This is a genomic window from Mesorhizobium sp. M0998, from assembly GCF_040318885.1.
In the GTDB taxonomy this organism is placed as follows: Bacteria; Pseudomonadota; Alphaproteobacteria; order Rhizobiales; family Rhizobiaceae; genus Mesorhizobium.
On record NZ_JAMYND010000015.1, the window covers coordinates 25287 to 40852 of the forward strand.

General features: G+C 63.2%; 14 protein-coding genes. All 14 read right to left on the minus strand.

Annotated features, from left to right (window positions below):
• Positions 1 to 374: 374 nt before the first annotated feature.
• The 14 genes from NKH59_RS16220 to nuoF all read right to left on the minus strand — a co-directional run bounded on the left by NKH59_RS16220 (position 375) and on the right by nuoF (position 15559).
• Positions 375 to 659 (minus strand): DUF1467 family protein, encoded by a 285-nt coding sequence (locus NKH59_RS16220; protein ID WP_352470241.1) that lies wholly within the window; start codon positions 657 to 659, stop codon positions 375 to 377.
• On the minus strand, positions 656 to 1060 hold the full coding sequence (gene mce, locus NKH59_RS16225; protein WP_352539625.1) for a methylmalonyl-CoA epimerase: 405 nt from the start codon (positions 1058 to 1060) through the stop codon (positions 656 to 658). The genes NKH59_RS16220 and mce overlap by 4 nt, the downstream gene beginning before the upstream one ends.
• 120 nt (positions 1061 to 1180) lie before the next feature.
• The gene (locus NKH59_RS16230; RefSeq protein WP_352450006.1) at positions 1181 to 2851 is read right to left on the minus strand and encodes a ribonuclease J; all 1671 of its coding nucleotides are present in this window, start codon (positions 2849 to 2851) and stop codon (positions 1181 to 1183) included.
• 119 nt (positions 2852 to 2970) lie between these two features.
• Entirely contained in the window at positions 2971 to 3792 is an 822-nt protein-coding gene (locus NKH59_RS16235) for a biotin--[acetyl-CoA-carboxylase] ligase (protein ID WP_352470240.1), read from the minus strand.
• Positions 3793 to 3796: 4 nt separating this feature from the next.
• Positions 3797 to 5233 carry an NADH-quinone oxidoreductase subunit NuoN gene (gene nuoN / locus NKH59_RS16240; protein WP_352539624.1) on the minus strand — a complete coding sequence of 479 codons (1437 nt, stop codon included), beginning with the start codon at positions 5231 to 5233 and terminating at the stop codon, positions 3797 to 3799.
• Positions 5234 to 5250: 17 nt separating this feature from the next.
• Positions 5251 to 6756 (minus strand): NADH-quinone oxidoreductase subunit M, encoded by a 1506-nt coding sequence (locus NKH59_RS16245; protein WP_352681670.1) that lies wholly within the window; start codon positions 6754 to 6756, stop codon positions 5251 to 5253.
• On the minus strand, positions 6756 to 8729 hold the full coding sequence (nuoL, locus tag NKH59_RS16250; protein WP_352539622.1) for an NADH-quinone oxidoreductase subunit L: 1974 nt from the start codon (positions 8727 to 8729) through the stop codon (positions 6756 to 6758). The genes NKH59_RS16245 and nuoL overlap by 1 nt, the downstream gene beginning before the upstream one ends.
• A 10-nt stretch (positions 8730 to 8739) precedes the next feature.
• The gene (gene nuoK / locus NKH59_RS16255) at positions 8740 to 9048 is read right to left on the minus strand and encodes an NADH-quinone oxidoreductase subunit NuoK (protein ID WP_023676620.1); all 309 of its coding nucleotides are present in this window, start codon (positions 9046 to 9048) and stop codon (positions 8740 to 8742) included.
• 1 nt (position 9049) lies between these two features.
• Positions 9050 to 9670, minus strand: a complete 621-nt coding sequence (locus NKH59_RS16260; RefSeq protein WP_352539621.1) for an NADH-quinone oxidoreductase subunit J — start codon at positions 9668 to 9670, stop codon at positions 9050 to 9052.
• A gap of 118 nt (positions 9671 to 9788) precedes the next feature.
• Positions 9789 to 10280, minus strand: coding sequence for an NADH-quinone oxidoreductase subunit NuoI (gene nuoI / locus NKH59_RS16265; protein WP_023676622.1), 492 nt, complete (start codon positions 10278 to 10280; stop codon positions 9789 to 9791).
• A complete protein-coding gene (gene nuoH, locus NKH59_RS16270) occupies positions 10280 to 11323 on the minus strand; it encodes an NADH-quinone oxidoreductase subunit NuoH (RefSeq protein WP_352450011.1) in 1044 nt (347 codons plus the stop codon). The genes nuoI and nuoH overlap by 1 nt, the downstream gene beginning before the upstream one ends.
• Positions 11324 to 11325: 2 nt before the next feature.
• A complete protein-coding gene (gene nuoG, locus NKH59_RS16275) occupies positions 11326 to 13407 on the minus strand; it encodes an NADH-quinone oxidoreductase subunit NuoG (RefSeq protein ID WP_023676624.1) in 2082 nt (693 codons plus the stop codon).
• Between the two features lie 74 nt (positions 13408 to 13481).
• Entirely contained in the window at positions 13482 to 14177 is a 696-nt protein-coding gene (locus NKH59_RS16280; RefSeq protein ID WP_352539620.1) for a helix-hairpin-helix domain-containing protein, read from the minus strand.
• 77 nt (positions 14178 to 14254) lie between these two features.
• Complete coding sequence (gene nuoF / locus NKH59_RS16285) at positions 14255 to 15559, minus strand: NADH-quinone oxidoreductase subunit NuoF (RefSeq protein ID WP_352539619.1); 1305 nt, start codon at positions 15557 to 15559, stop codon at positions 14255 to 14257.
• Positions 15560 to 15566 lie beyond the last annotated feature (7 nt).

Here is a 15566-nt window from a genome sequence, read left to right on the forward strand (position 1 = left end):
GCACGAGATTGCCTGTTTCTGGGCAAAATTCTTCGTGACATTTTCACCCGCCTTAGGCTAGTGTGCCCCCATAACCGAGAGGGTAGAGAAAAATCTGCCCTCCTACGCGGTCAAAGTCTTGGGAGGATGCGATCTAGGCGCGGTAACTCGCTGCCGCCGGACACCGGAAACAGATCGGACGCGTTTAAATTGCAAGGCCTCGCGCCTTGCATTTTTTTTGTGCAATCATCTGGTTAGCACGACGGATTACCAAACTACATGACGTTGCGTCAGCCCAAACCCGCCCCGGCCTTTACTTTGGGTTGACCTTGCTGGCTCAGCTTGATTTCAGAGCCTCGGCTAGGCTGGGATAGTCGGACACGATCGGTAGCCGGCTAATGCGCTGGGCTCTGGTTAAAATCCGGCACGATGTGCGGGATGTCGTCGATACCGAGGCCAAGCCCTCTCGTGATGCCGTAGAAGATACCCATGAGGACCAGCGTGGCGATCGTCGTGCGCAGCGCGGCGCGCAGCATGTGCGGTCCGCGCGGTGCGCTCGGAACCGTGCCAAGCGTCACGTCCCGATCCTCGTCCTGCGTCCGCATGCTGAACGGCAGGACGGCGAACAACACCACCCACCACGTGGCGAAGAACAGGGCGATAAACGAAACCCAACTCATGCTTGCTCCAGTTCGACCAGCGTGCCGAAGAAATCCTTGGGGTGCAGAAACAATACCGGCTTGCCATGTGCGCCGATCTTCGGATTGCCGTCGCCGAGCACGCACGCGCCGCTGGCCTTGAGACGGTCGCGCGCCGCAACAATGTCATCCACCTCATAGCAGACATGGTGCATGCCGCCGGACGGATTCTTCGCGAGGAATGCGGCGATCGGCGAGGCTTCGCCGAGCGGCTCGAGCAACTCGATCCTGGTGTTGCCGACATCGACGAACACCACCGTAACGCCATGCTCCGGCAGCGCCTGCGGCGCGGTCACGCGCGCGCCAAGCGTATCGCGATAGACCGCCGCAGCCGCGGCCAGATCCGGCACCGCAAGCGCGACATGGTTGAGGCGTCCGAGCATAGAGTGCTCCCGGTTAGGGGAGTAGGGGAATAGGGGAGTACGGGAGTACGAAAAACAAGTTTGGAGAGTGCAAACTATCTGTTCTTCCCTACTCCCCTACTGCCATACTCCCCTACTCCCTCATCTTGTGACGAACACCGTCACCAGCGGCTTCTTGCCCCAGGCTTCGTTGGCCGCGCCGCGCACCGCGCGCCGCACCGCCTCCTGGACCAGGTCGAGGTCTTTTCGGCGCTGGCGGGGGATGGAGTCCACGGCGCCGATTGCCGCATCGATCATCAGGTCTTCCAGGCTCTCACCGCTGCCGTCGGCCTCGGCGACGCCGATGGCGACCAGATCGGGATCGCCGGCAAGCTCGTATTTGTCGTCGAGCACGACATTGACGGCGACATGGCCGGCAAAGGACAGCTTGCGGCGGTCGCGAATGCCCATCGCCTGGTCGGTGCCGATCAGCCTTCCATCCTTGTAGATGCGGCCGAACGGCACCTGGTCGATGATGGCGGCGGCACCCGGATACAGCCTGAGCATGTCGCCGTCGCGCACCTGCGCGACCTGGCCGATACCGGACGTCGACATCAGCGAGCCCTGCGCCACCAGATGCGCCGCTTCGCCATGCACGGGAACGCCGATCTGCGGCCGCACCCATTCATACATCTTGCGCAATTCGCTGCGGCGTGGATGGCCGGAGACATGCACCAGCGCATCGCCGTCCTCGATGATCTTGATGCCGAGATCGATCAGGCGGTTCTTGATTTCGAGGATCGCCTTCTCGTTGCCGGGAATGGTGCGCGAGGAAAACACCACCGTGTCGCCGGCCGTCAGCGCCACCGACTTCATCTCGTCGCGCGACAGCTTGGCAAGTGCGGCAAGCGGCTCGCCCTGGCTGCCGGTGCAGATGATGACGAGGTTTTCGCGCGGGATGAAGCCGTAATCCTCCTCGGCGATGAATTCCGGCAACCCGTCCATATAGCCGAGTTCATCAGCCACATCGATGACTCGCTTCATCGAGCGGCCAATCACCAGGCACTGGCGGCCGGCATCCCGCGCCGCCTTGGCGATGGAGACGATACGCCCGACATTGGAGGAGAAGCTGGTGACGGCGACCCGGCCCTTGGCGTTCTGGATGACGCTCTTGAGGCCCTCGCCCACCGCCACTTCGGACGGCGATTCCCCTTCCCGCATCGCATTGGTGGAATCGCAGACCAGCGCCAGCACGCCCTTGTCGCCATAGGCTCGGAAGCGCGCCTCGTCGGTCATCGGCCCGACCGTCGGCGCCGGATCGATCTTCCAGTCGCCGGTATGGATGACGACACCGGCCGGCGTCGTGATCGCCAGCGACATCGGTTCGGGAATGGAGTGCGCAACAGGGATGGCCTCGATCTCGAACGGGCCAACGGTGAATTTCTCGCCGGCCCGGTAGATCGTCACCGGGATCTTCGGCGCCCCTTGCTCGCCCTGCCGCTTGGCTTCCAGCAGGCCGGCGCTGAACGGCGTCATCCACACCGGCGCCTTGAGCTTCGGCCAGATGTCGTGGAGCGCGCCGTAATGGTCCTCATGCGCATGGGTGATGACGATGCCGCGCAGATTGGCGACATTCTCCTCGATGAAGCGTGTGTCGGGCAGAACCAGGTCGACGCCGGGCAGGGTTGCATCGGGAAAGGTGACGCCGACGTCGACCACGATCCATTCGCGCGCATTGGCCGGTCCATAGCCGTAGAGGGCAAAGTTCATGCCGATCTCGCCGACACCGCCGAGCGGCACGAAGACAAGTTCGGCGTTTTCCGCTGTCGCCATGGTCTTTCCTTCCTTGCCGGTCAAAATTGCGGGCCGGTCAAAATTGTCGGCCGGTCAAAATTGTCGGCCGGTCAAATTCAAGCTGGTCAAATACCTGGCCAGTCAAACGTATTGGCCGGTCAAACGCCGGCCGAGGCAACCGCGCCGAAATGCACGTCGCCGGCGGCGATCGTCAGAACCGAACCTTCATCGTCGCGGATCACGAAACGGCAGTCCTCGTCAATGGTCTCGAAGGTGCCGCGCACCACATTACCGTCAATTCTGACAGCAACCTGCCCGCCAAGCCCCGCCGCACGCGCCAGCCACCGCCGCCTGACGGCGGCAAGCCCACGCCCTTCGTTCCACAGCCGCGCATTCTCGCTCCAGGCATCCGACAGCGCCAGAAACAGCGTCTCGGCATCGCAAGCAGACCCCAGCGCGCTGAGCGACGTCGCTGGATAAGGCAAATCCTTGGGATAAGCCACCACGTTGACGCCGATACCGACAGCCACCGCCGAACGGTCGCCATCCAGCATCGCCGATTCCAGCAGGATGCCGGCGAGCTTGGCGCCCGAGGCAAGCACATCGTTCGGCCATTTCAGTTCGAAACGGTTCTTGCCTTGGCTCGCACCATCGAGGCCGATCCCGATCCTGCCCTTCGGCACGACAGCGTCGAGCGCGTCGGCCAGCGCCAGTCCGGCAACGAAGCCGAGCGTCGCGGCAAGCCGAAGCTCGGTGTTGGTGATCACCAGCAGCGTCGCTGCCAGATTGCCCTCGGGCGTCGCCCAGGCGCGGCCACGGCGGCCACGCCCGGCTTCCTGCTTTTTTGAGACGACCCAGAGTTTGCCCGGATCGCCGGCCCGCGCGTGCTCCAGCGCCAGCGCATTGGTGGAGCCGACCGTGTCGTGCGCCTCGAGCCGGAACCCGTCCGAAGCCGCGGTTGGAGCCAGCCTGAACGTCATTCCGTCAGAAGAAGGTCTTGGCTGCGGCAGCGGCGTAGGTTCCGATCGGGCCGCCGATCAGCACGTAGAACAGCACGAAAGCGCCGCAGGCGCCGAGTACGACGCGCAGTTCGGTCGCCATCGGCACGAAGCCGCCGACCGGTTCGTCGAACCACATGATCTTGATGATGCGCAGATAATAATAGGCGCCCACCACAGACGCCAGCACGCCGATGATCGCCAGCGCGTAGAGGTTGGCATTGATGGCGGCGAGGAACACGTACCATTTCCCCCAGAAGCCGGCGAGTGGCGGGATACCGGCCAGCGAGAACATCAGGATGGTGAGGATCGTCGCCATGATCGGATTGGTTGCCGACAGTCCGGCGAGATCGCTGATCTGCTCGACATTGCCCTCCTTGCGCCGCATGGCGAGGATGAAGGCGAAGGTGCCGAGCGTCATCACCAGATAGATCAGCATGTAGATGGCGACGCCGCGCACGCCGTCCTGGCTGTTCGCGGCAAGGCCGACCAGCGCATAACCCATATGACCGATGGAGGAATAGGCCATCAGCCGTTTGATGTTGGTCTGGCCGATGGCCGCAAAGGCACCAAGCGCCATCGAGGCGATCGAGATGAAGACGATGATCTGCTGCCAGTCGGCGGCGATCGGCTTGAAGGCGCCCATGGTGACGCGCACCATCAGCGCCATTGCCGCCATCTTCGGTGCCGCCGCCAGAAAAGCCGTCACCGGCGTCGGCGCGCCCTCATAGACGTCGGGCGTCCACATATGGAACGGCACCGCCGAGATCTTGAAGGCAAGGCCGGCCAGCACAAAAACCAGGCCGAAGACGAGGCCGAGCTGGCGCTCGCCGCCGCTCAGCGCCGCGGCGATCTCCTGGAAGCCGGTGTTGCCGGTGTAGCCGTAGACCAGCGAGATGCCGTAAAGCAGCATGCCCGACGACAACGCGCCAAGGACGAAGTACTTCAGCCCAGCCTCGGTCGAGCGCAGATTGTCGCGGTTGATCGCCGCCAGCACGTAGATCGCCAGCGATTGCAGCTCGAGGCCGAGATAGAGCCCGATCATGCCGTTGGCCGAGATCATCAGCATCATGCCGAGCGTGCAGAGCAGGATCAGCACCGGATATTCGAACTTGTCGAAACGCTCCGCCTGGGCAAAGCGGACCGACATGACCAGCGTCACCGCCGAGCCGATCAGCGCCAGCACCTTCATGAAGCGGGCGAATGGGTCCTGGATGAAGGCTTCGCCATAGGCATTGCCCTGCCCTGGGGAAAAGATCAGCCAGGCGCCGGCGATCACCAGCACGGCAACAGCAAGGCCGCTCACCGTGACAGTGGTGTTGGCGCGCGAATAGGCGCCGAGCATCAACAGCGCCAAGGCGCCGATGGCGAGGATCAGCTCTGGCGTCGAGAGCGACAGGCTTGAGAGAAGGTCCGGCGTCATGGTTCGCAAACCCCCAGTCAGTTCGCCGCCGCGGTCTGCGCGGCGCCGATCGATGCGGTGACATTGGTAACGAGCGCCTTGACCGATTCGGCGGTCGCGTCGAAGATCGGCGCCGGATAGACGCCGAAGAAGATGACCAGCGCGACCAGCGGATAGATGATCACCTTCTCGCGCGTCGACAGGTCGAGCAGGCCTTTCAGGCTTTCCTTGGTCAGCGCGCCGAAGATCACCTTGCGGTAGAGCCAGAGCGCATAGGCCGCCGAAAGGACGACGCCGGTGGCGGCGAAGAACGCCACCCAGGTGTTGACCCGGAACACGCCGAGCATGGTCAGGAACTCGCCGACGAAGCCGCTGGTGCCGGGCAGGCCGACATTGGCCATGGTGAAGATCATGAACACGGTTGCATATTTCGGCATGTTGTTGACCAACCCGCCATAGGCGTCGATGTCACGCGTGTGCATGCGGTCGTAGACGACGCCGACGCAGAGGAACAGCGCGCCGGAGACCAGGCCGTGCGACAGCATCTGGAAGATCGAACCCTGGACGCCTTCCTGGTTCATCGCGAAGATTCCCATGGTGACGAAGCCCATGTGAGCGACCGACGAATAGGCGATCAGCTTCTTCATGTCCTCCTGCATCAGCGCCACCAGCGAGGTGTAGATGATGGCGACGACGGAAAGCGTGAAGATCAGCGGCGCGAACATTTCGGATGCGATCGGAAACATCGGCAGCGAAAAACGCAGGAAGCCGTACCCGCCCATCTTGAGCAGGATGGCGGCCAGGATCACCGAGCCGGCCGTCGGCGCCTCGACATGTGCGTCCGGCAGCCAGGTATGCACCGGCCACATCGGCATCTTCACCGCGAAGGACGCGAAGAAGGCAAGCCATAGCCAGGTCTGCATATTGGCTGGGAAGTTATGCGTCAGAAGCGTCGGGATATCGGTGGTGCCGGACTGGAAGAACATCGCCATGATGGCGAGCAGCATCAGCACCGAGCCGGCCAGCGTATAGAGGAAGAACTTGAACGAGGCATAGACGCGCCGCTTGCCGCCCCACACGCCGATGATGATGAACATCGGGATCAGGCCGGCTTCGAAGAAGACGTAGAACAAGACGATGTCGAGCGCGCAGAACACGCCGATCATCAGCGTCTCGAGCAGCAGGAAGGCGATCATATAGGCCTTGACGCGCTTCTCGATCGATTCCCACGAGGCGAGGATGCAGAGCGGCATCAGGAAGGTGGTCAGGATGACGAACAGCATGGAGATGCCGTCTACGCCCATATGGTAGGAGATGCCGGAATCCAGCCAGGCAAACTTCTCGACGAACTGGAAGCCGGGCTGCGAATTGTCGAAGCCGGTCCAGATAAACAGCGAAACCACGAAGGTGAACGCAGTCGTGAACAGCGCGATGGCGCGGATGTTGCGGCGCGCGTTCTCGCTGTCGTCACGCACGAAAAGGATGAGAAGCACACCAACCAGCGGCAGGAAGGTGACCAGCGATAGGATCGGCCAGGCGGTCATCAGAGCATCATCCAGGTGACGAGTGCGGCAACGCCGATCAGCATGGCGAAGGCATAGTGATAGAGGTAGCCGGTCTGCAGCTTGACGACCCGGTTGGTGACGTCGACGACGCGCGCCGAAATGCCGTCCGGCCCGAGCCCGTCGATGACGGTGCCGTCGCCGGTCTTCCACAGGAAGCTGCCGAGGCGCTTTGCCGGCCGCACGAACAGGAAGTCGTAGAGCTCGTCGAAATACCATTTGTTGAGCAGGAAGGCGTAGAGCAGGCGATGGTTGGCGGCGACGCTCCGAGGCATTTCCGGCGCGCGAATATAGAACTGCCAGGCAATCGCAAAGCCGATCAGCATGGCGATGAACGGTGACAGCTCGACCCACAACGGCACTTCGTGGATTTCGTGCAGGATGTGGTTGTCCGGCAGCGTGAACAGCGACGCCTTCCAGAATTCGGCATAGCCCTCGCCAATGAAGGCGCCGTGGAAGATCACGCCGGCGAACAGCGCGCCCGCCGCCAGGATGAACAGCGGTACCAGCATGACCGGTGGCGATTCATGGACATGGTGCATGACCTCGTGGCTGGCCCGCGGCTCGCCGTGGAAGGTCATGAAGATCAGCCGCCAGGAGTAGAAGGAGGTGAAGCAGGCAGCAATGACCAGCAATATGAAGGCAAACGCGGCTACCGCATTGTGGCCGGCGAAGGCCGCTTCGATGATGGCGTCCTTGGAAAAGAAGCCGGCCGTGCCGATGATCGTTACCGGAATGCCGACACCGGTCAGCGCCAGCGTGCCGATCACCATCATCCAGTAAGTCGTCGGGATCAGCGTCCTCAGGCCGCCCATTTTGCGCATGTCCTGCTCGTCGGAGACGGCGTGGATGACCGAGCCCGAGCCGAGGAATAGCAGCGCCTTGAAGAAGGCGTGGGTGAACAGATGGAAAATCGCTGCGCCATAGGCGCCGACGCCGAGCGCCACGAACATGTAGCCGAGCTGCGAACAGGTCGAATAGGCGATGACGCGCTTGATGTCGTTCTGGACGAGACCGACGGTCGCCGCGAAGAAGGCGGTGAAAGCGCCGATGAAGGTGACCACCGTCAGGGCCGAATGCGACAGCTCGAACACCGGCGACAACCGCGCCAGCATGAACACGCCTGCCGTCACCATGGTGGCGGCATGGATCAGTGCCGAGACCGGCGTCGGGCCCTCCATGGCATCCGGCAGCCAGGTGTGCAGCGGCACCTGCGCCGACTTGCCCATGGCGCCCATGAACAGAAGCAGGCAGACGACCGTCATCGCAGCCTGCCTGTCGAGTGCATAGCCGAGGAAGGTCAGCACGGCCGCACCTTGCGGCGCGCCTTCCGCCGGAATGAACGTCGCCGCATTGGCGAAGATGGTGCCGAGATTGACCGAGCCGAACAGCACGAACACGCCGAAGATGCCGAGCGCAAAGCCGAAATCGCCGACGCGGTTGACGACGAAGGCCTTGATTGCAGCCGCATTGGCCGAAGGCTTCTTGTACCAGAAGCCGATCAGCAGATAGGAGGCAAGGCCGACGCCTTCCCAGCCGAAGAACATCTGCACGAGGTTGTCGGCCGTCACCAGCATCAGCATGGCGAAGGTAAACAGCGACAGATAGGCGAAGAAGCGCGGCCGGTCCGGATCGTGATGCATGTAGCCGATCGAGTAGATATGGACCAGCGACGACACCGTGTTGACGACGACCAGCATGACCACCGTCAGCGTGTCGATCCTGAGCGCCCAGGACGCCTCCAGCCCGCCCGACTGGATCCAGCGCATCACCGGCACGGTGAACACCTCGCCGCCGCCGAAGCCGACCGAGAAGAAGGCGACCCACGACAGCACAGCCGCGATCACCAGGAAGCCGGAGGTGATGTATTCTGAAGCCTTGGCGCCGAGCGAACTGCCGAACAGGCCGACGATCAAGAAGCCGAGCAGCGGAAGGAAGACGATGGCCTGATACATGGTGGTTCCGTCAACCCTTCATCATGTTCACGTCTTCGACCGCGATCGAGCCGCGGTTGCGGAAGAAGACGACGAGAATGGCAAGGCCGATCGCCGCTTCGGCCGCCGCGACCGTCAGCACGAACAGTGCGAACACCTGGCCGACCAGGTCGCCGAGCGCCGCCGAAAAGGCGACGAAATTGATGTTGACCGCAAGCAGGATAAGCTCGATCGACATCAGGATGACGATGACGTTCCTGCGGTTCAGGAAGATGCCGAATACGCCGAGCGTGAACAGGATCGCCGATACGGTCAGGTAGTGCGCGATGCCGACGACCATCTCAGACTCCTTCGCCCGTCTTGACCTTGCGGATTTCCACTCCGGTTGCCGCCGTGCGGCCGACCTGGGCGGCGATCGACTGCCGCTTGACGCCCGGCTTGTGGCGCAGCGTCAGCACGATGGCGCCGATCATGGCGACCAGCAGCACCAGCCCCGCCACCTGGAAGTAATAGAGGTAATCCGTATAGAGGATGTCGCCGAGCGCTGCCGTGTTCGAGCGCGCGGCCAGGTCCGGAATGGGCTTGGCGACCGTCGCCGCCAGTTTCGGCACGAATGTATAGCCGCCGAGCACCACGATCAGCTCCGCCGCCAGGATCAGCCCGACCAGCGCGCCGATCGGTGCATATTGCAGGGCGCCTTCCTTCATTTCGGCGAAGTCGACGTCGAGCATCATGACGACGAACAGGAACAGCACCAGCACCGCGCCGACATAGACGACGAGCAGGATCATCGCCAGGAACTCGGCGCCGGTCAGCATGAACAGGCCGGCGGCGTTGAAGAAGGTCAGGATCAGGAACAGCACCGAATGCACGGGATTGCGCGCCGATATGACCATGAACGCCGATGCCACCGCGACAAAGGCGAAGAGGTAGAAAAAGGCCGCCTCTAGTCCACTCAGCATGGGTTCCCCCGGGTTTCCTGTCAGAACAGGACGTTCGTCCTGTTTTTTGCCACCGCCTCCGGTCGGCAAGTTGCGTGTTCCTTAAACGAGGCCCCTCGCCCCGTCCATGCGTCAAATATCAGCGGTAAGGCGCATCCAGCGAGATGTTGCGCGCCAGTTCACGCTCCCAGCGGTCGCCATTGGCCAGGAGCCTGTCCTTGTCGTAATAAAGTTCCTCGCGCGTCTCCGTCGCGAACTCGAAATTCGGCCCCTCGACGATGGCGTCGACCGGGCAGGCTTCCTGGCAGAAGCCGCAATAAATGCATTTCACCATATCGATGTCGTAGCGCACGGTGCGCCGCGTGCCGTCATTGCGGCGCGGGCCGGCCTCGATGGTGATGGCCTGCGCCGGGCAGATCGCCTCGCACAATTTGCAGGCGATGCAGCGTTCCTCGCCGTTCGGATAGCGGCGCAGCGCATGCTCGCCGCGGAAGCGCGGGCTGACCGGCCCCTTCTCATGCGGATAGTTGATCGTCTCCTTCGGCGCGAAGAACTGGCGCATCGACAGGAAGAAAGCGCTGACGAAATCCTGCAAAAGCAGTGACTTGGCGGCCTGGGATAATGCTGACATCACGCAAACCCCGTGAGTTTGAGGAAGGCGGCGGTGGCGACCACCATGAACAGCGAGATCGGCAGGAACACCTTCCAGCCGAGCCGCATCAGCTGGTCGTAGCGGTAGCGCGGCACGAACGCCTTCACCATGGAGAACATGAAGAACACCAGGCAGACCTTGAGCACGAACCAGATCAGCCCCGGCACCCAGGTGAACGGCGCGAAGTTGAAGGGCGGCAGCCAGCCGCCAAGGAACAGGATGGTGGCCAGCGCGCACATCAGGACGACGGCGACATATTCGCCGAGGAAGAACAACAGGAACGGCGTCGAGGAATATTCGACCATATGGCCGGCGACAAGTTCCGATTCGGCTTCCACAAGGTCGAAGGGCGGCCGGTTGGTCTCGGCCAACGCCGAGATGAAGAAGACGATGAACATCGGGAACAGCGACAGCCAATGCCAGTCGAGGAAGGTGTTGGGCAGGCCGAGCCGCGTGCCCAGCCCGTCCTGCTGCGACAAGACGATGTCGGACAGGTTGAGCGAGCCGACGCAAAGCAGCACGGTCACGATGACGAAACCGATGGAGACTTCGTAGGACACCATCTGCGCCGCCGAGCGCAGCGCGCCGAGGAACGGGTATTTCGAATTGGACGCCCAGCCGCCCATGATGACGCCATAGACCTCGAGCGAGGAGATGGCGAAGACATAGAGGATGCCGACATTGACGTTGGCGATCGCCCAGCCTTCATTGACCGGTATGACCGCCCAGGCAGAGATCGCCAGCACCGCCGACACCAAGGGCGCCAGCAGGAAAACGCCCTTGTTGGCGCCGGACGGGATCACCGGCTCCTTGAAGACGAATTTCAGCAGATCGGCGAAGGCCTGCAGCGTGCCCCACGGGCCGACGACGTTCGGTCCGCGGCGCAATTGCACCGCCGCCCAGATCTTGCGGTCGGCGTAAAGCACATAGGCGACGAAGATCAACAGAACGACGATCAGCACGACCGACTTCAAAAGGATCAGCAGCGCCGGCAGCACGTAGAAGGAGAAGAAGGTGTCCATGTCTACTCCGCCGCCTGCCTGAAGCCGTTCTTCGCCAAAGCCGAGCACTCGGCCATCACCGCGGAAGCCCGCGCGATCGGGTTGGTCAGGTAGAAATCCTTGACCGGCGAGGTGAAGGTGCCCTTGTTCAGCCGCCCGCCGAGCTTGGCAACCCTGGCGATGTCGGCCGGGTCGCCGGCCGCGACATGGTCGATGCGGGCAAGATGCGGGTATTCCGCATAGAGCTTAGCGCGCAGCTGCGGCAGCGAATCGAACGGCAGCTTCTTGCCAAGCACATCCGACAGTGCCCGAAGGATCGCCCAGTCCTCGCGTGCCTCGCCGGGCGCGAAGCCGGCACGGTTGGTCTGCTGCACGCGCCCCTCGGTGTTGACGAAGGTGCCCGACTTCTCGGTATAGGCGGCCCCCGGCAGGATGACGTTGGCGCGATGCGCGCCCTTGTCGCCATGCGTGCCGATATAGACGACGAACGCGCCGCCGGTCTTGGCCATGTCGATTTCGTCGGCGCCGAGCAGGAACAGCACGTCGGTCTCGCCGAGCATGCCGGCGACGTTCCTGCCGCCCTCGCCCGGCACGAAGCCGACATCGAGGCCGCCGACGCGCGCCGCCGCGGTGTGTAGCACGGCAAAGCCGTTCCAATCGGCCCTGGCGGCGTTGACGGCGACGGCGAGCTTCGCCGCCTGGCCGAGCACGGCCGCCCCGTCCGGACGCGCCAGCGCACCCTGTCCGACGATGATCAGCGGATGCGTCGCCTTCTTCAGCAGTTGGAAGAACTTGCCGTTGCCGTCGGCCAGATCCTTCAGCGATTCCGGCCCGGCGCCGAGCTGCTCGTAATCATAGCGCGTATCGCCGACATCGCCGATGACGCCGACCGGCAGATTGCCGGCCCGCCAGCGCTTGCGGATGCGGGCGTTGAGCAAGGATGCCTCGAAGCGCGGATTGGCGCCGATGATCAGCACCGCATCGGCCTGTTCGATGCCTTCGATGGTCGGGTTGAACACATAGCTCGCCCGGCCGAGCGACGGATCGAGTGCGGCGCCGTCCTGGCGGCAGTCGGTGTTCTTTGAGCCGAGCGAAGCCATCAGAAGCTTCAGCGCGTAGATCTCCTCGACGGCGGCAAGATCGCCGGCAATGGCACCGATCTTTTCGGGTGCCGCATTCGACACCGCTTCCTTGATCGCGGCAAAAGCCTCGGCCCAGCTTGCCGGGGCCAGTCTGCCGTCCTTGCGCACATAGGGGCGGTCGAGGCGCTGCGTGCGCAAACCGTCCCAGATGAAGCGGGTCTTGTCGGAAATCCATTCCTCGTTCACCGCCTCGTTGGTACGCGGCAGGATGCGCATCACTTCGCGGCCCCGGCTATCGACGCGGATCGCCGAGCCGACGGCGTCCATCACGTCGATGGATTCGGTCTTGGTCAGTTCCCACGGCCGTGCCTGGAAGGCGTAGGGTTTGGAGGTCAGCGCACCGACCGGGCAAAGGTCGATGACATTGCCTTGCAGTTCCGAAGTCATCGCGCTTTCGAGATAGGTGGTGATCTCGGCATCCTCGCCGCGGCCGATCAGGCCGAGCTCGGATATGCCCGCAATCTCGGTGGTGAAGCGGACGCAGCGCGTGCAATGGATGCAGCGGTTCATGATCGTCTTGACGAGCGGCCCGATATACTTGTCTTCGACCGCCCGCTTGTTCTCATGGTAGCGCGAGGAATCGACTCCGAACGCCATCGCCTGGTCCTGCAGGTCGCACTCGCCGCCCTGGTCGCAGATCGGGCAGTCCAGCGGATGGTTGATCAGCAGGAATTCCATCACGCCTTCGCGCGCCTTCTTGACCATCGGCGTGTTGGTGAAGATTTCCGGCGGCTCGCCATTCGGACCGGGGCGCAGGTCGCGCACGCCCATGGCGCAGGACGCCTGCGGCTTGGGCGGGCCGCCCTTTACTTCGATCAGGCACATGCGGCAATTGCCGGCGATCGACAGCCGCTCATGGAAGCAGAAGCGCGGCACTTCCGCGCCGGCGTCCTCGGCCGCCTGCAGCAGCGTGTAATGGTCGGGTACAGTGATCTCTTTCCCGTCGACCTTGAGCTTTGCCATTTCGCCTCAAACCCCTGCGGACGTTCCGCAATCTTTCCTTCCGGGCGCAGCCGAAACCGCGCACGATATTGAATTCACTTTTTGGCCCCGGCCAACGCGGCCGCCTGACCGATCCAGCCGTCACGGCCGATGCGGCCCTTCAACGACAGGTAATCTTCGACCCAGGCGATCTCTTGCGGCGTCCACGCGGCGATCTGGGCGTATGTCCAGATGCCAAGGCCGTTCAGCACCTTTTCCAGTTTCGGCCCGATGCCCGATATCGCCTTGAGGTCGGCGGGCTCGGCGGGCCGATCCATCGGCTTGGGCTGCTTGAAATCCTCCGGCATCAGTCCAGCCGACGCATCCGCTGCAACGGTGCTGGCATTCGCCAAGCTCCGCGCAGCGGTGCTCGTCGCAATGTCGGTCACATCGTTGGCGAAGGACTGCGCCTCGGCAATCAGGGTTTTGGTCGCCGCGCGTGCCTTGGTCGAGGAGCTTTTGCCGGTCGCGGAAACGCGTTCCGTTCGCGCCTCGAAATCCTCGGCGACCGGCTGCCAAAGCCGCTGCGAGGTCTCGGCCGCGCCTGAAAGCACGCCCATCCAGATACCAAAGGCGTGGTTGGCAAGGCCGATGCCGAGTGCCGTCATCGCCGCCGCGCCCGCGACAGGATGCGCCAGGAGATTGACGGCATTGGCCATCTCCTTCGGCATCATCCTGGTCAGATCCTGGTTCATCTTCAGCAACGGGTCCATATCGGGCGTAAAATCGTCGGGTGTCGAAAACAGCGACATAGGTGGTCTCCTGGTCGTTTCCGTCTGCCCCGCGCTCGTTTCCTCGTGTCGGACATTCGTCCGCATTTTGAATTCTTCTATTCCGCCGCCGCCAGCACCGGTTCGGCACGGTGTGCGTTGCGCGAAAACTCGTCGATGCGCCGCTCCACCTCACCGCGGAAATGCCGCATCAGGCCCTGGATCGGCCATGCTGCCGCATCGCCCAGCGCACAGATCGTGTGGCCCTCGACCTGCTTCGTCACGTCGAGCAGCATGTCGATCTCGCGCTTCTGCGCCTCACCGCGCACCAGCCGTTCCATCACCCGCCACATCCAGCCGGTGCCCTCACGGCAGGGCGTGCACTGGCCGCAGCTCTCGTGCTTGTAGAAATAGGACAGCCGCGCGATCGCTTTCACGATATCGGTCGATTTGTCCATGACGATGACAGCCGCCGTGCCGAGGCCCGATTTCAGGTCGCGCAGCGCGTCGAAATCCATCGGCGCGTCGATGATCTGCTCGGCCGGCACCAGCGGCACCGAGGCGCCGCCCGGAATGACCGCCAGCAGATTGTCCCAGCCGCCGCGGATGCCGCCGCAATGCGTATCGATCAGTTCGCGGAACGGGATCGACATCGCCTCTTCGACGGTGCACGGATTGTTAACGTGGCCGGAGATGCAAAACAGCTTGGTGCCGACATTGTTGGGCCGGCCGAAGGACGAGAACCAGGCGGCACCGCGGCGCAGGATGGTCGGCGCGACAGCGATGGACTCGACATTGTTGACCGTCGTCGGGCAGCCATAGAGGCCGACATTGGCCGGAAATGGCGGCTTCAGCCGCGGCTGGCCCTTCTTGCCCTCGAGGCTTTCGAGCAGCGCCGTTTCCTCGCCGCAGATATAGGCGCCGGCGCCATGGTGCATGTAGATGTCGAAATCGTAGCCGGAGGTATTGTTCTTGCCGATCAGCTTGGCCGCATAGGCCTCGTCTATGGCGCGTTGCAGCGCCTCGCGCTCGCGGATGAACTCGCCGCGCACATAGATGTAGGCGGCGACCGCGCCCATGGCGAAGCCGGCAAGCAGGCAGCCTTCGACCAGCGTGTGCGGGTCATGGCGCAGTATGTCGCGGTCCTTGCAGGTGCCGGGCTCGGATTCGTCGGCATTGACGACGAGATAGCTCGGCCGGCCGTCGCTTTGCTTGGGCATGAACGACCATTTGAGCCCGGTCGGGAAACCGGCGCCGCCGCGGCCGCGCAGGCCCGATGCCTTCATCTCGTTGACGATCCACTCGCGCCCCTTGGCAACGATGCCGGGCGTGTTGTCCCAGGCGCCGCGCGCCATGGCGCCGGCCAGCGACTTGTCGAAGCGGCCGTAGATGTTGTTGAAGATGCGGTCTCTGTCCTGAAGCATTGCTCGT

Excerpts from the sequence above, each read along its gene's own strand:
- NKH59_RS16220 (WP_352470241.1), bottom strand. The coding sequence starts at position 659 with ATGAGTTGGGTTTCGTTTATCGCCCTGTTCTTCGCCACGTGGTGGGTG.
- mce (WP_352539625.1), bottom strand. The coding sequence starts at position 1,060 with ATGCTCGGACGCCTCAACCATGTCGCGCTTGCGGTGCCGGATCTGGCC.
- NKH59_RS16230 (WP_352450006.1), bottom strand. The coding sequence starts at position 2,851 with ATGGCGACAGCGGAAAACGCCGAACTTGTCTTCGTGCCGCTCGGCGGT.
- NKH59_RS16235 (WP_352470240.1), bottom strand. The coding sequence starts at position 3,792 with ATGACGTTCAGGCTGGCTCCAACCGCGGCTTCGGACGGGTTCCGGCTC.
- nuoN (WP_352539624.1), bottom strand. The coding sequence starts at position 5,233 with ATGACGCCGGACCTTCTCTCAAGCCTGTCGCTCTCGACGCCAGAGCTG.
- NKH59_RS16245 (WP_352681670.1), bottom strand. The coding sequence starts at position 6,756 with ATGACCGCCTGGCCGATCCTATCGCTGGTCACCTTCCTGCCGCTGGTT.
- nuoL (WP_352539622.1), bottom strand. The coding sequence starts at position 8,729 with ATGTATCAGGCCATCGTCTTCCTTCCGCTGCTCGGCTTCTTGATCGTC.
- nuoK (WP_023676620.1), bottom strand. The coding sequence starts at position 9,048 with ATGGTCGTCGGCATCGCGCACTACCTGACCGTATCGGCGATCCTGTTC.
- NKH59_RS16260 (WP_352539621.1), bottom strand. The coding sequence starts at position 9,670 with ATGCTGAGTGGACTAGAGGCGGCCTTTTTCTACCTCTTCGCCTTTGTC.
- nuoI (WP_023676622.1), bottom strand. The coding sequence starts at position 10,280 with ATGTCAGCATTATCCCAGGCCGCCAAGTCACTGCTTTTGCAGGATTTC.
- nuoH (WP_352450011.1), bottom strand. The coding sequence starts at position 11,323 with ATGGACACCTTCTTCTCCTTCTACGTGCTGCCGGCGCTGCTGATCCTT.
- nuoG (WP_023676624.1), bottom strand. The coding sequence starts at position 13,407 with ATGGCAAAGCTCAAGGTCGACGGGAAAGAGATCACTGTACCCGACCAT.
- NKH59_RS16280 (WP_352539620.1), bottom strand. The coding sequence starts at position 14,177 with ATGTCGCTGTTTTCGACACCCGACGATTTTACGCCCGATATGGACCCG.
- nuoF (WP_352539619.1), bottom strand. The coding sequence starts at position 15,559 with ATGCTTCAGGACAGAGACCGCATCTTCAACAACATCTACGGCCGCTTC.